This is a genomic window from Nitrospinota bacterium (genome assembly GCA_027619975.1).
Classification (GTDB): Bacteria; Nitrospinota; Nitrospinia; order Nitrospinales; family VA-1; genus JADFGI01.
This window is the reverse complement of record JAQCGX010000011.1, coordinates 1-14,696: the sequence shown is the minus strand read 5'-3', so window position 1 is coordinate 14,696 and position 14,696 is coordinate 1. Positions and strand designations below refer to the sequence as shown.

The window sequence follows — 14,696 nt, the reverse complement described above, 5'->3', positions numbered from 1 at the left end:
GCCAGTTCTGTCTTAAAAAAATTCAAAGACATCGTGTCCTTAAAAACTTCAAGGATAAGTATAGAGAATATTTTAAAGTGGGGAACAAAAAGTTTGGCAACTCAAGATTTTATTCCTTGCCGAAGTCTTGAGGCTTGATATTTTGCAACCAGTCTTTCCATTGCTTTTTTTCGTCTACTTTGGTGATTTCAGTATTCGGAAGGTCCAGACTTTTGGCGGCCTCAATCACCTGCTCTTCAACGTAAATCGGCGATTTGGTTCTAAGAGCCAAAGCAATGGCATCACTGGGCCTGGAGTCGATGGACACGGTGTTGCCATCAAATGCAAGAGAGATGATCGCGTAAAAGGTATTGTCCTTTAATTCCGAGACGAGGATATGATTGATCTTGGCATTCATGGTATCAATGAGATTTCTCAAAAGGTCATGAGTCATGGGCCGGGGGGTGGTTATTTTCTCAATTTCGAGGGCAATGGCGTTGGCTTCAAAATATCCCACCCAAATCGGCAACGCTTTGGTTCCCGAGGCATCTTTTAAAATGATGATAGGCATATTGGTAAGAGGATCCAAAGTCAATCCTTCAACCTTCATTTCAACCATGAGGGGGAACCTTTTTAAATGCTAAAAAATAATGGGCAAAGCCGGGATTTACTGACTCCCTTTGAGCAAAGGATAAGAGCCGTTTATTGCTAAATAACACCTGATCCAGACTATAGTTAATCAATAACTTTGTCAACGGCTGTATTCCGAAACCATCGAGAACCCCTAATGTTTTCAGAGAATAACACCACACGGAAGGAGAGAGGATTAATCTTTTTTCCGGGTATTTTTGGCAAGAAATTCTTTCAACTTGATCTGTACCACTTCTGGAAGATCAACCTGACGGATTGTTTCCCTGCACAGGTTCGTTGAGGTTTTAAATGTGTTTAAAAAAGCGACGCATGGAGGGCAATCTTGAAAGTGCTCATTCAGGGAAGAACTTGTTTGTGGGTCCAGCTCTCCATCCAGATAATCGGATAATAATTCCAGGCATTCTTTACAGCAAATCATTTTTCTTCTCTCTGGGAGTGATATTCTTCACAATAAGGAGAAAGTTTTTTTCTTAAAAATAATCTTGCTCGGTGCAACCTGGATTTTACGGCAGGAATTGTAAGATCCAGGATCTCGCTGACTTTTTCAGTCGATAAGCCTTCCCCATCGCGAAGCATAAAGACGACTTTCTCTTTTTCCGGCAACTGGTCTACGGCTTTTTGTATGACTTCCCTGGTTTCATTCGCAAACAATAGGGATTCAGCATTTTCAGACCAATCTGTAATTTTCTCATGCTGATAGCCTGACGAATTGTATGAAGGGAGCAAATCTTCCAATGAAACATTGGGTTCCTTTTTTTTGCTCCGCATTTTCATGTAGGTGGCATTCAGGGTAATGCGGTACACCCAGCTGGAGAACGCGGAATTCCCCTTAAACGTATTCACTTTTCTAAAGAGGGTCAGTAAAACCTCCTGAGTCACATCCTGCGCGTCCATCGTGTTGCGCATCAGATTGAAACTGAGAGCGTAGATTTTCTTCTGGTATATCTCCGCTATCTTATCGTACGCGTCGAGATTCCCCGCTTGAAATTCTCTGACAAGAGCTTCTTCAGCTTCTTTAGTTTCCTTGTTTTGAGTGAATGACATATTCCAGTATTTTACCAATTAAGGGGCAGCTTTTTGCTGGTTTCCCATTCTTACCTTAAAACAGGGTTCTCCTGGAGTTCCAGAAACCTCGCTTTCCCTTAGTATATAGATGCTTCAGGATTGAAAGCGATGCAACGAATTGCGGACTTTGTTGTAAAAAAGGCTTTGAGGACCCTTCTCAGGGATTGCTATACGATGGTATCACCCTCCCTGAAGAAAAAAAGGAGGGTGTTATTTTGTCTGTGGCTCTTCAGTTGCAGGGACTTCTTCTTTCGAGGATTCCGAATTCTCGTTTTTCCCTTCAATTTCTGCCTTGGCGGGAGCATTTTCATTAAGAGCTTTATTGACATCCATATCGTCTTTTATCTCATCCGCCTCTTTCATCGATTTTTTAAAATTTCTGATACTGTTTCCAAAGGCGCTGCCGATTTCGGGAAGTTTCCCAGCGCCAAAAATAATCATAATAATGACCAAAATAATCATCAACTCTGGAAAACCGATACCCATCATGAGAAAAAGCCCTTTTGTTAAATTTTGTTAAATAATTTTGCGATTATAACACCCTGAAAAATTGTTGGCAAACTAATAAACTTCTGGAAATCAATAATTTCTGTGGTAAAATTCAGGTCCAATATTCGTGGACGGATACTCTTCTTTGGCCTATTTTTAATTCTAATATTCAATATTCAGAGAGCGATGAAGAAACTGACGAATAGTTTTTTTGGGATAGTTTTGCTGATGGCTGTGATTGCAACCCCCGTGACCGCTGAAGACACCCATTTTACGGATCAATTTAAAAAAGGCTCCGACTCTTTCGGAATTCAAGCTGGGTTGGGTGTTACGGAAAATATTCCGGGGGGGCGCGACCGGACAGATATCACCGCCCTGTTTTTTCTCCCTAATTACCAATATAATCTCACTGGCTTGATGGGAAACTCATGGTATCAGGGTGCCTGGAACTGGCATTTGGAAGCCGGGGTGGCCCACACTTTGAATCATGATGGAGAAAATTTACTGGGAGTCTCCCCCCTTCTGTTTCAATATAAATTCCTGGATTCCAAGAGACGGTGGGCTCCCACTGCTTTGATTGGGGCTGGAGTCGCCTGGACAGACTGGGATGAACCTGCAAATCGCGAGTTGGGAGGCGAATTTCAATTCCTTTTGCAGGGGGGATTGGGGCTGGAGTATTTTTTGGATAAATGGTCCTATTCCTTGAATTACCGCATGTTACATATTTCCAATGCAAATACTAAAGTCCCCAATATAGGTTTGAATGCACATGTTATTACTTTAGGCCTCCAGTTTTAACGCAAGATAAATTTTGCCCGGCGGTCCCTGGGGATTGATTTTCTTCCTGTAGTTAAACGGATTCTTGCAGAATTCCCGGCCTCGCTCGTCAATTTTCCGTTTCTTTCCATGTTGAACTTAATTTACGATTTTCTGGAAACCGGTGTAGCCTGTACGGCGAAGATTAGGAATCAACATGTCTGATTGTAAAATTTCGGCATGGTGAAATCCTGAGGTGTCCAACTTTTTTCCTCATTCAACCAGGATTTTTCCATGATGTCGCAGAAGGATGGGAAAAATAGCAAGAATTCCCTCGATGCAAAAAATATTCTGGACCGGGTTTTTTCCCGTATAGAAAACTTCGCTTATTCCCACTCTATTTCTGTCATTGCAGTTTCCCTGATTGTAGCCGTCCTTTCCGTTTGGGTGACTGCGGAGTTCCTTACATTTAAAACGGGCAGAGGAGATCTTGTTGCCAAAGACCTTCCGTATGTCAAGCGTCATGAAATATTTCGAAGTGAGTTCGAGGACTTCGATGGGATGATCGTGGTGGTCGAGGGGGAGGACCCGGAGCAGAAAAAAAACTTTATCGAAGCGTTGGCGCACAAGTTCAAATCCCATCCTGCCGTTTTTTCCGACGTTTTCTATAAAATCGATACCACTTACTTCACAGACAAAGCCCTTCTTTTCCTGGACCAAAAAGACCTTGTCGATCTGGTGCAAAAAATCAAGGAGCATCAGCAGTTCCTGGATGCTGTGAATGCATCCCCCGGATTGAACCAGCTCCTTAGAAGCATCAACTCGGAAATAAGTTCCGGGATGGTGGAGTCCCTGATGTCCGATTTTATCGGAACCGGAGATGAGGAAAAGGATGACACTGCCGACCTCAGTTTATTGACTTCCCTCCTCAAACAAATGGTGGCGCATCTCAAGGACGATGCTCCTTATCGGTCCCCCTGGGGTTCGTTTTTTACCGGCGAGGAAGATTCTCTGGAAAAAGAGGGGTATCTGGTTTCCGGTGAAAATGATTTGATGTTTATTCTGGTGACTCCCAGAGAGGATGAGACGGTTTTTACGGGGTACCGGGAATCCATTGAATTTGCCAGGAAGCTGGTCGATGAAACCCTGGAGCAACATCCTGAAATCCGGGTGGGCATTACCGGAGAAGACGTCATTGCCTCCGATGAGATGGTAACGACCCAGAGCGATGTTAAGAAAGCGACCCTTATCGCTCTGGCAGGAGTTTCCCTTCTGTTTATCCTGGTGTTTCGGGGCGTCGTTAAACCCTTGATGGCCGTTTTCTGCCTGGTGATTGCCATTTGCTGGTCGATGGGGTTTACCACGCTGACAGTAGGACACTTGAATATCCTCTCTGTGGTATTCACGACCATTCTGATCGGATTGGGAATCGACTTCGGTATCCATATTCTAGAACGTTACAAGGAGGAGCGGCAATCGGGCAGAGACGTTCTTTCTTCTTTTCAAAAAACCCTGCAAGGGACGGGCCGAGGTAATTTTGCAGGGGCCATTACCACCGCCATGGCTTTTGGCGCCATGACTTTGACAGACTTTATTGGAATTTCCGAATTGGGATGGATTGCCGCCTGGGGAATTTTATTTTGCATGCTCGCCATGATTCTTTTGCTCCCGGCGTTGCTCGCCGTAGAAGAAAAGTGGCGCAAAACAGATTACAACCATGTAGGCGGTTCCGTAGAAAAGAAGCAATGGATTGAAAATTTATACTCTCATTATTATGCGATTATTATTGTTTGCCTGGTTTTGGTGGGAATATCCGCTCTGGCTCTCCCCGGCTTGAAGTTTGATTACAATCTCCTCAAGCTTCAGGCAAAGAATACGGAAGCGGTTCAATATGAGATGAAAATTCTTGAAAATGCGAAGCGTTCCGCCTGGTCTGCGGCTATGATCGCCGATACCCAGGAGGAGGCGCAAAGGAAACTTGAAGCGGTCAAGAACCTGTCCACCGTTGGAGAAGTGGAAAGCATCCTTTCCCTGATTCCAAAAAACCAACCGGAAAAAATAGAGTTTATTAAGGGCGTTTCCCCTCTTCTCGCTAATCTTAAAGTGGAAGAGGCCGATACCCCGTTTTTTCTGAAATCCCTCACCCGGACGATAAAGAAAATCCAATTTAAAATACGCAGTAAAGAAGATGAGAAACCCACCGGCGCGGTTGAAGAAGCAGGTCTCTGGGTGCGTCGGTTTATGGATGAACTTTCAAGCGCCGAGCCAAAAGTGGCTCAGGAAAGGCTTGGGAATTTCTCTAAAAAGTTATTCGTCGACTATAGAAGTAAGATCACCGATCTTAGCAAAAACGCCAATCCCTCACCCGTCGTAATAGACAAGCTTCCGAAGGAGATGAGAGAACGATTCATCAGCAACAAGGGTCGATTCCTGATTTCAATTTTTCCCGCTGTGGATATATGGGATCTTACTCAGAGAGAACAGTTTTTGAGTCAATTGAGGCAAGTGGACCCCAATGTGGTTGGGAATGCGGTGCACATGTTTGAGTCGAGCCGATTGATGAAAGAAGGATATATTAATGGTGGTATCTATGCCATGACGGCGATCCTGATTTTTGTTTTGCTGACGTTTAAAAAACTGAAAACCGCTGTGTTTATCTTTCTTCCGGTGATTGTAGGATCTCTTTGGACCATCGGCATCATGGACCTTCTTGATGTTCAGTTCAATTTGGCCAACCTGGTCATTCTTCCCCTCATCCTCGGCATCGGGGTGGTCGACGGAATTCACATCATCCATCGTTATCGTGAAGAAACGGACAAAACCATCACCGTCCTTTCAAAAAGTACAGGGATGGCAGTCGTTCTCACTTCTCTAACCACCATGGTGGGTTTTGGAAGTATGATGGTTGCCGATCATCAGGGCATATTCAGTTTGGGGCTGGTATTGACACTGGGGGTGGGGAGTTGCCTGCTGGCATCCGTCACCATTGTTCCTGCGTTTTTGAAACTTGCCACCGTCAAAGGTTGGCAAATTTAAAACCCAGGTTTCAGAGTCCGTAAATCTTCGCCCCCTCCCGACGTATTTTCTGCTAAAATCCTTTTAGAGTGCCGTGAAAAAATAAATTTGATACTCAGCCAGCGCGATTGATTCAGGGGCTGGCGATTGCACAAGCCGAAAAAAATCTATTTTCAGAGGGCCTCTTTGATTGGTTTCTGATTAGTGGATGATTGACCCGCATGAGCGAAACTCAGGAAAAAATCGAACCCATAGTAAAAGTTTCCCGCCTGCAATGGGAAGAGAAACTGCGGCAAATGCAGGAATGGCAACAGAATCCCTCCGCCTCCCGGAAACCCCAGTTTTCCAGTTTGGATTTGAAATTCGCGGACTTTTCTTCCCAGAATCTCTATGGAGTCGATTTTTCCCGATCCGACTTGTCCGGGTGTAATCTGATGAGTGCCGACCTCACGGGTGCCAATTTTCAAGGTGCGAAACTGGCAGGCGCCCTATTCAACGGGGCGGTGTTGAAAGGCGCGAATTTCTCAGAAGCGGATTTGGAAGAAACGCTTTGGGAGGGAGCCAGGGGCAAAGGCGTTAATTTCTCCAAGGCAGTTCTGACACGTGTCAACTTTCAGTCTCTTGATCTTTCCGAATCAAATTTCTCTCAAGCCGTTTTTCGAGAATCAAATCTTCAGGAAGCCAAACTGGGCAAATCAAATTTTTCAGCGGCCACCCTGGTTCAATCCCGAGTCGATAAGGCGGATTTGACCGGAGCAAATTTTTCCAAAGCAAATATTCAGACTTCGAGTTTTAATCTGGCCGTGCTGGCAAAGGCGACCTTTGAGGAAACCACCCTTTCGGAAGCTGATTTTCAGGAAGCGGATTTCACCGGCGCAACGTTTTCAAAAACCAAACTCAGTAAAGCCAATCTGCGAAAAGCGATCTTCATAAATGCCATTTTTAAAAGATCCAATCTGAGCGGCGCCGATTTGGAGTTTGCAAATTTGACGGGAACCCACCTGCAAGAAACCAACCTGGATGACGCCAATTTGGGGAGAGTCGAGCTGACGGGAGCCAACCTGAAAGGGGCCTCTTTGCGTAATGCCCGGCTGGAGTTGGCCAACATGGATCACTGCAACTTGTCTTTTGCCGACCTCACCCGCACCCGATTGGATTTGACGGTTCCTGGAAATGTCAACTTTACCAGGGCTAATCTTACCGGCACCAAACTGGTCGATGCGGATTTGAGATATGCCGATCTCACTGATGCCAATTTCAAAGGTGCGGTGATGATTCGGGCGCAATTAACAGGTGCCCGAACAGGCGGGATGAACTTTTGTGGGGCGGATATGACCAACGCGGAAATGCCGGAGGATTTGCGCTGGTTTGAAACGTTGCAGTCCATTGCCGATGCCTCCCGATTTGCCAGAAAACTTTTCTCCTGGCTCATCGCCCTCATGGTTATTTCGGGACTGGCCCTTGCCTCCACTCGCGATGTTGAACTTCTGACCAATGCCAGGATTTCCCCAGTCTTTGGAATCCAGATGCACTTACCCATTGTGGGGTTTTATATTTTTGTCCCCGTGGTTCTTTTGGTGCTGTTCCTTTATTTTCATCTCCAGCTTCAGCACCAGTGGCGGTTGATTTCCAAACTCCCCGGAGTGTTCCCCGATGGCATGGCGCTGGATGAAAAAATTTACCCCTGGCTCCTCAATACCTGGATACGGAATTTTTTCCCAAAAGAATCAGAAGGAAAAGGATTCTTTTACCATTGCAGAAGTTTGTTGAGCATGGAAAGGTGCATTTCCACCCTGAGAAATATTATAGTGGTGACGATGGCCTGGTACGCAACACCTGTTACGATAGCCGTTTTTTGGGCGTGTTATTTGGTTCGTCACGATGGGCTGGGGTCTTGGATTCACATTATTTTATTTATGCTATCTCTGGTGGCCGCAACCTGCCTGCACCAATTGGCCAAGCACACGTTGCGGAGTAAAAAATTGTCTTTACTGAAAGCGGGAATTGTTTCGGGAGTCATCGTCCTGCCATTTCTTTTGTTCACGTCCAGCCTGACTTTTAAAGCGATTCATGGAAAACCGGAAACAGCCACACTGGAAATCCGTTGGCTGCCCTGGGAGATAAAGTCCAACGTCCTTTTCGAGCTTAAAGTAGACGATAAAATCAAACGCGGTCTCAGCCCCTGGCTCAAGGCGGATATTTCCGGGATGGAGGTTTCTGAGAGACCCGATAACTACGATCCAGCAGACCCGAAACAAATCCGCTGGGTCCGGGGCGTCCGGCTCAATGACGCCAATCTTAATTATGCCAATGCCTCGGAAGTGTTTCTAACCAAGGCTCAACTGGAGCGAGCTTCTCTGGTGGGCATCAACCTGTATCAGTCGGATCTTAGATATGCTCAACTGCAGGGGGCCGATCTGCGAGGTGCAGATTTTCGGTTTGCTGACCTGTCCCATGCCGATTTATCCAATGCGAATTTGTCTTACGCCGACCTTCGTGAAGCCAACCTGGTGATGGCAAATTTTTCAGGAGCCAAGCTCACCGGAGCCGACCTCACCAATGCCGATATCTCCAACACCCTCTTTTACGATGTGCAGGATCTGACTGTCGATCAGATCCAACTTTCCATCCACTGGAGAGAGGGCCATTTTGAAAGGAATCTGCAAAAGGACCTGGGAATCTTATATCCCGGTTCAAATTAGATTTGGTCTTTAGATATTTTTGGAGGCGAAATTATTTTGTCAGGTTGATTCAGATTTCGATGTACAAACCGTCTTCCTTCGCCTGGACCTTGTAGGTGGGCAGGACAGAGCTGTGGTCGAATTTACAATAGCCTTTCTGGATATTCCAGAGGCATTCCTGAGTTGTGCATATCGCAAATTTGCCGCGCAGTTGGCCTTTGCCCAGACTGCCTCCGCATTTGGAACATTTGTCGGTGATCACGTAATAGGTTCCTTCTGCCTTGAAGAAAGCCAGGTCATATTCGATTTTGGTGTAAGGATGCTTCAGTTGGATGGTTTTGCCGCTTGCATCTTCTGGAGCGTCGGAAAGATCGGAAATTTTTACTAGGGACATTATGAAGGCATCATTCTTTCGGCAAGTAGGGACCAAAACGCTCCCGGTAATATTTCTCCAGATCCCATCGGAACCGGCCTTTCAAATGGGGAAGTTTTTTGGCAGCTTCGTGGTCGAACTTTACGTAATCAATAGATTTTTTCTCAATATCTTCCGGTCTTTTTATATTGGTGTCCAGGTAGGAACCGCCCATGGGCGACCCGGCGACAATGAGTCCCTGTCCCATTTTAATCCAATTTCCCAATAGCAATCTTTCCTCTTCAGAACCTTTTTCTACCGTCATGATTTAATTCGCTCTTCCTAAAAAATAAAATTTTAAACGGTTGGTAAAAGCAAAACGGGTGGGCTGGGATTTCGCAACTCCAAAACCCTGAGCTGTCAGAGATTCAGGTGTCTGGAAAAAATTTCTCAATAAATGTGCTGGATTGTTGAAATTTGAACCCCTAATAAGGTAGCATAGATCGCAATCCGTTTTCAATTATGACTCCCTAAACACCTTTTAAATAAAGAAAAGATGAGGAAAATTCATGGCATCTGAATCTGCATCCACCAAAAGCGCCGAAGAATTGTTTCAGGAAGGCTTGGCTGCCGGTCGGCTTAGCGACCACGCCACTGCTCTGGAGGCTTATAAACAAGCCGTTAAAATCGATCCGGACCATTTTATGGCCCAGTTTAATCTGGGAATCCGCTACGGCAAGTTGCGTATGAATCTGGACGCGGCAAAATGCTTTCGGGAAGCCCTGCGCCTGAAACCAGAATCTCCGATGGTTCATTACAGCCTGGCTGTGGTCTGCAACCTGATTGGGGAAACGAGCGGCGCATTTGACCATTATAACGAAGCTATTCGCATCAACCCGGAATTTGGTAAGGCTCACAGCAACCTGGCGATGTTGTATTATTCGATCAAAAGGGGCAAGGAAACCATTCACCATCTGCTGGCCGCCCGCGATATGTTTCAAAAAACCGGCGATGAATTCATGGCCAAAAATGCTATAGACCTGCTACAAGAGTGCTGTCGGGAATTCAACCTGACCGAAGACGAGTGCCGGACCCTTTGATTTGGCTGGCGATAGAGACGGGTCGGCATTGATGAATTTCGATGTGCTGGTGATCGGAGGCGGGTCGGGCGGCTATGCGGCAGCGCGGACGGCCCAGGAGGCCGGGGCAAACGTCGCGATTGTCGATCCGGGGCCGCTGGGTGGGTTGTGCATTCTCAAAGGCTGTATGCCGACCAAAACGATTCTTCGGTCGTCCGATGTGATGGCGCTCATGGGGCGGTCGCAGGAGTTCGGGCTCATGCCTGTTCAGGCCAGCGCTGATCTCGGCGCGATCAACGACCGCAAAAACCGGATCATCGGAGAATTTGCTCAATACCGCACCGAACAACTGAAAGACCCCCGCTTCACCCTGTTCGAGGATTTGGCCACCTTCATATCCCCGCACGAGGTTCGAGTCGGAACCCGCATCCTCTGCGCTAAAAATTTCATCATCGCGACCGGTTCCAAAATCGCTCATTTTTCCATCCCCGGTCTTGAAGAAGCGGGATATGTCACCAGCGACGATATATTGGAACTGCGCGAAACCCCCAAATCCATAATCGTCCTTGGGGCCGGGCCGGTGGCCGTCGAGCTTGCCCAGTTCTTATCCCGCATCGGCGTCAAAACCAGCCTGATCCAGCGCAGTCATCACATACTCTCCAGCGGCGACGAAGACATGGCCCGACCCGTGGAAGCCCGGCTCAGGGAAGAGGGCATGGATGTCTATACCGGAACGAAACTTCTCAATGTTTCGAAAGACGGGAATGAACGGGTTATCCGTTTTGTTCATGCAGGCGAGGAAAAAAGCGTCCGGGGCGAGATAATTTTACAAGCGCTGGGCCGCTGTCCCAACATGGACACGCTCAACCTGGAAGCGGCAGGGGTTAAAACCGGGAAGAAAGGCATTGCAGTGAACTCAGAGATGCGCACCAGCCAACCGCATATCTTTGCCGTCGGTGACGTTAACGGCTTGCACGAGATCGTTCACATCGCCATCGAACAGGGCGAGATCGCGGCGCATAATGCAGTCTATCCCAATCAAAAGCCCCAGTGCATGGACGGCCGGTTAAAAACCAGTGTGGTATTCACCGACCCCGCCGTGGCCAGCGTGGGCCTCAGCGAAAAAGAATGCAAGGCAAGAGAGATTCCTTATCTGGTCGCGTCCTATCCGTTTGACGATCATGGAAAATCCATCTGCCTGGGGGAAACCCACGGCCATGTGAAATTAATATGCCAACCCCACACGGGCGAAGTTCTAGGCGCCCATATCGTCGGCCCCGAAGCCGGAGAGTTGATCCATCAACTCATCACCCTCATGTATTTTCACGGCACCGTTCACGACCTCGTGAAAATTCCTCACTACCATCCCACCTTGTCGGAAATCATCACCTATCCCGCCGAAGACCTGATTGAACAATTAAATGAAACAAGGGGATAGAGTGATTAACTTTTTTATTTTGTTTTGAGTTTAGAAGGATTTTAAAGGTTAGAGCGGATTGAACCTACATCCCCTCCAATTTCTCGGCGAGGCGGTCCATCTCTTCCTGGGTGTTGAGCTCGGTGGCGCACAGGAGCAGGCAGTTTTCGAGTTCCGGGTAGTGGGTTCCAAGCGGGACGCCTGCGAGGATGTGCGCTTCCTGCATCAGGTTGTCCCGGATTTCTTCCGCGGGCTTCGGGCATTCGAGGACGAATTCGTTGAAGGTGTCAGCGTCGAAGCGGATGCTGAAGCCTTTGATCTTCCGCAGTCGGTTTTTCAGGTAATCGGCTTTCCTCACGTTTAGCAACGCGACTTCACGTAATCCCTGTTTGCCCATTGTGGCGAGATAAATAGTTGCCGCCAGAGCGCACAACCCTTGATTGGTGCAGATGTTGGATGTCGCCCGTTCTCTGCGGATATGCTGTTCGCGGGTGGACAGGGTGAGGACGTAGGACCGGCGTCCGTCCCGGTCGATGGTTTCTCCGACCAGTCGGCCCGGTGTCTGGCGCAGAAATTTGTCCTGGGTGGCGAAAAATCCGACATAAGGCCCGCCGAAAGACAACGAGAGCCCGAAGGATTGCCCTTCGCCGACCACGATATCGGCGCCTCGTTCCCCCGGTGGTTTCAGGATGCCCAGGGAGAGCGCCTCTGCCACGACCACGATCAGGAGCACCCCGCGCTCCGCCAGTTGTTCTTTCAAGGAAGCGTATTCCTCGATGACTCCGAAAAAGTTAGGGCTTTGTAAAACGACCGCCGAGGTTTGATCGGTCAAAAGATTCTTTATGGAATCGACATCTGTTTTTCCGCTGGTGGCAAAGGGGATTTCAACCAGTTCGATAGGGTTGCCTTGGGTGTAGGTTGTCACCACTTGCCTGTATTCGGGATGCACGGCGCGGGAAATTAGAATTTCGTTTTTATTGTTCAAACGGCTTGCCATGATCACAGCTTCGGCGAGGGCGGACGCTCCGTCGTACATGGAGGCGTTGGCGATGTCCATGCCGGTGAGCATGGCGATCATGGTTTGGAATTCAAAAATCGCCTGCAGGGTTCCCTGGCTGACTTCGGGCTGGTAGGGGGTGTAGCTGGTTGCAAACTCTCCCCGTGAAATCAAATGATCGATCAACACCGGGCTGAAGTGGCGGTATGCCCCCGCTCCCATGAAAAGGGACACCTCTTCGGCATTGGCATTGCACTTTTGCATGTTGCCAAGGAAAGAGGTCAATTCCGATTCTGAAAGGCTTTTGGGTAAATTGAGGAGGTTGTCTCCAAGACGCAATTCTTCGGGAATGCTTTGAAAAATTTCCTCAATATTTTTCACGCCAATTTTGGCGAGCATTTCCTGGATGTCTTTTTCTGTATGGGGAATGTACCGCATCGAGTCGAGAACCTATCTGCGTTATCAGTTTATTTAGGAGGGCGTTTGTCGTAACCGAAAGAAGCGGCAGGGATAATTAGATGCCCTGGCCGCAAGCTCACTGTCCCTTTTCACATTGTGCAATGTATTGTTCAGGGGTCAGGAGATTTTCAATTTCCTTTGTATCGGAAATCTCGATTTCGGCAATCCAGCCTTTACCGTACGGGTCGCTGTTGACCAATTCGGGATGGGTTTCCAGGTCGGTGTTTACGGCGATCACTTTGCCACTGGCCGGAGCGTAGAGGTCGGAAACCGTTTTGACCGATTCGACGACTCCAAACGTTGATTCCTTGGTGACCTTGGAATCTTTTTGCGGCAATTCTACAAAAACCACGTCTCCAAGTTGATCCTGGGCAAACTGGGTGATGCCGATCACTCCTTTATTGCCGGTAATTCGGAGCCATTCGTGTTCAATCGTGTAGCGAAGATCTTTTGGGACCTCCATGTTTCCTCCATAGGATTAGATTGTATGAGTTTATTAATCTCTAAATTATATCGATGGGGCGATTACTTTTTAACCCCGGTGGGCACAAAGGGCGGTTTGACGATTTCCGCAGGCACTTTCTGGTTTCTGATTCCAACGCTCAGACGGGACCCGATTTTTGCGTGCTCCATAGATAGATAGCACAATCCGATCCCACTATTCAAGGAGGGAGAAAATGTTCCACTGGTTATCTCTCCCACGATCTGATCTTCCGAAAATACGGGGTAGTGGGGTCTTAGAACGCCTTTCCCCAGGAGCTTGATGCCCATCAACTTTCTCTTCAGGCCGGCGTCTTTTTGATTTTTAAGACTTTCCTTGCCGATAAAATCTTCTTTTTGCAGTTTGACCACCCATCCCAAACCGGCCTCAAGAGGGGAGGTTTCCGCTGTGATATCGTTTCCATAGAGCGCGTACCCCATTTCCAGACGCAGGGTATCGCGGGCCGCAAGACCGATGGGTTGAATATTAAATGATTTTCCAGCCTCCATGATTTTTTGGAATACAGATTCCGCCAGGTTGGAGTCGATATAAAGTTCGAATCCATCTTCCCCGGTGTATCCGGTCCGTGAAATTAAACAATCATTATGGTGGATTTTTCCTTTTTTAAAGTGGTAGTATTCCAGGTCATCCAGGGAAACGTCGCATAATTGTTGCAGTAAGGGTTCGGCGTCTTTCCCCTGAATGGCCAGTTGCGCGATTTCGGAGCTGGTATCGCGGATTTCAACGTCATAGGGCTTGGCAATTTTTTGCACCCATTGGAAATCTTTTTCAGAGTTTGCGGCGTTGACGCATAGAAAATAATGGTTTTCGGAAAAACGGTGGACCAGAAGGTCGTCCACAATGCCGCCATCCTCATAGCACATGACGGTATAGAGGATGGAGTTGTCCGACATAGTATCGATATCGTTGGTGACCAGTTTTTGTAGCAGTTTTTTGGATTCTTTTCCCCGGATGTCTATTTCCCCCATATGACTGACGTCGAAGATACCGACCCCGTTACGAACACATAGGTGTTCCTCAATGACACCTGCATATTGGATGGGCATGTTCCAACCGGCAAAGGGCACAAGTTTTGCGCCCAACTTCTTGTGACATTCAAAAAGGGGTGTGGTTTTCAAGGCGTTGGAAGGTTCTTGAGACATAATTTGGGAATCTGTTATCTTGGAATAAGGTTCATGGTTGTATAACCAATTTCCTTTGAGAGTTCAAGGAAGAAAAAAGGTTCCCGTTTACCGGGTTTTGATATTAGGGTAT

14 protein-coding genes are annotated in these 14,696 nt (G+C 47.5%); 5 read left to right on the top strand and 9 right to left on the bottom strand.

The features are described 5' to 3' along the window. Positions 1-109: 109 nt before the first annotated feature. The 4 genes from O3C58_05590 to tatA form a co-directional block, all read right to left on the bottom strand. Complete coding sequence (locus tag O3C58_05590; GenBank protein ID MDA0691332.1) at positions 110-598, bottom strand: bifunctional nuclease family protein; 489 nt, start codon at positions 596-598, stop codon at positions 110-112. A 207-nt stretch (positions 599-805) separates the two neighbouring features. Next, on the bottom strand, positions 806-1,048 hold the full coding sequence (locus tag O3C58_05585) for a zf-HC2 domain-containing protein (protein MDA0691331.1): 243 nt from the start codon (positions 1,046-1,048) through the stop codon (positions 806-808). Continuing rightward, the gene (locus O3C58_05580) at positions 1,045-1,674 is read right to left on the bottom strand and encodes a sigma-70 family RNA polymerase sigma factor (GenBank protein MDA0691330.1); all 630 of its coding nucleotides are present in this window, start codon (positions 1,672-1,674) and stop codon (positions 1,045-1,047) included. The genes O3C58_05585 and O3C58_05580 overlap by 4 nt, the downstream gene beginning before the upstream one ends. Positions 1,675-1,905: 231 nt before the next feature. Then, the gene (gene tatA, locus O3C58_05575) at positions 1,906-2,184 is read right to left on the bottom strand and encodes a twin-arginine translocase TatA/TatE family subunit (GenBank protein ID MDA0691329.1); all 279 of its coding nucleotides are present in this window, start codon (positions 2,182-2,184) and stop codon (positions 1,906-1,908) included. Between the two features lie 228 nt (positions 2,185-2,412). On the opposite strand from tatA, the gene O3C58_05570 reads away from it, so the two are divergent. The 3 genes from O3C58_05570 (at position 2,413) to O3C58_05560 (ending at position 8,657) form a co-directional block, all read left to right on the top strand. Further along, positions 2,413-2,982, top strand: a complete 570-nt coding sequence (locus tag O3C58_05570; protein MDA0691328.1) for an acyloxyacyl hydrolase — start codon at positions 2,413-2,415, stop codon at positions 2,980-2,982. A 252-nt stretch (positions 2,983-3,234) separates the two neighbouring features. Beyond that, the gene (locus O3C58_05565) at positions 3,235-5,976 is read left to right on the top strand and encodes an MMPL family transporter (GenBank protein MDA0691327.1); all 2,742 of its coding nucleotides are present in this window, start codon (positions 3,235-3,237) and stop codon (positions 5,974-5,976) included. 200 nt (positions 5,977-6,176) lie between these two features. After that, a complete protein-coding gene (locus O3C58_05560; GenBank protein MDA0691326.1) occupies positions 6,177-8,657 on the top strand; it encodes a pentapeptide repeat-containing protein in 2,481 nt (826 codons plus the stop codon). Between the two features lie 49 nt (positions 8,658-8,706). On the opposite strand, the gene O3C58_05555 is transcribed toward O3C58_05560, so the two are convergent. Both O3C58_05555 and O3C58_05550 read right to left on the bottom strand, forming a co-directional pair. Beyond that, the gene (locus O3C58_05555; GenBank protein MDA0691325.1) at positions 8,707-9,030 is read right to left on the bottom strand and encodes a hypothetical protein; all 324 of its coding nucleotides are present in this window, start codon (positions 9,028-9,030) and stop codon (positions 8,707-8,709) included. A gap of 10 nt (positions 9,031-9,040) precedes the next feature. Further along, on the bottom strand, positions 9,041-9,313 hold the full coding sequence (locus O3C58_05550; GenBank protein MDA0691324.1) for a hypothetical protein: 273 nt from the start codon (positions 9,311-9,313) through the stop codon (positions 9,041-9,043). A gap of 244 nt (positions 9,314-9,557) precedes the next feature. Here O3C58_05550 and O3C58_05545 point away from each other — a divergent pair, with 244 nt between their 5' ends. Next, complete coding sequence (locus O3C58_05545; protein MDA0691323.1) at positions 9,558-10,088, top strand: tetratricopeptide repeat protein; 531 nt, start codon at positions 9,558-9,560, stop codon at positions 10,086-10,088. Between the two features lies 1 nt (position 10,089). Beyond that, positions 10,090-11,505 (top strand): dihydrolipoyl dehydrogenase, encoded by a 1,416-nt coding sequence (locus O3C58_05540; GenBank protein ID MDA0691322.1) that lies wholly within the window; start codon positions 10,090-10,092, stop codon positions 11,503-11,505. A gap of 64 nt (positions 11,506-11,569) precedes the next feature. Here O3C58_05540 and gcvPA read toward each other — a convergent pair whose 3' ends face one another. The 3 genes from gcvPA to gcvT all read right to left on the bottom strand — a co-directional run bounded on the left by gcvPA (position 11,570) and on the right by gcvT (position 14,584). After that, entirely contained in the window at positions 11,570-12,919 is a 1,350-nt protein-coding gene (gene gcvPA / locus O3C58_05535; GenBank protein MDA0691321.1) for an aminomethyl-transferring glycine dehydrogenase subunit GcvPA, read from the bottom strand. A gap of 97 nt (positions 12,920-13,016) precedes the next feature. Then, entirely contained in the window at positions 13,017-13,403 is a 387-nt protein-coding gene (gcvH, locus tag O3C58_05530; protein MDA0691320.1) for a glycine cleavage system protein GcvH, read from the bottom strand. A gap of 62 nt (positions 13,404-13,465) precedes the next feature. Beyond that, positions 13,466-14,584, bottom strand: coding sequence for a glycine cleavage system aminomethyltransferase GcvT (gcvT, locus tag O3C58_05525; protein ID MDA0691319.1), 1,119 nt, complete (start codon positions 14,582-14,584; stop codon positions 13,466-13,468). Between the last annotated feature and the right edge of the window lie 112 nt (positions 14,585-14,696).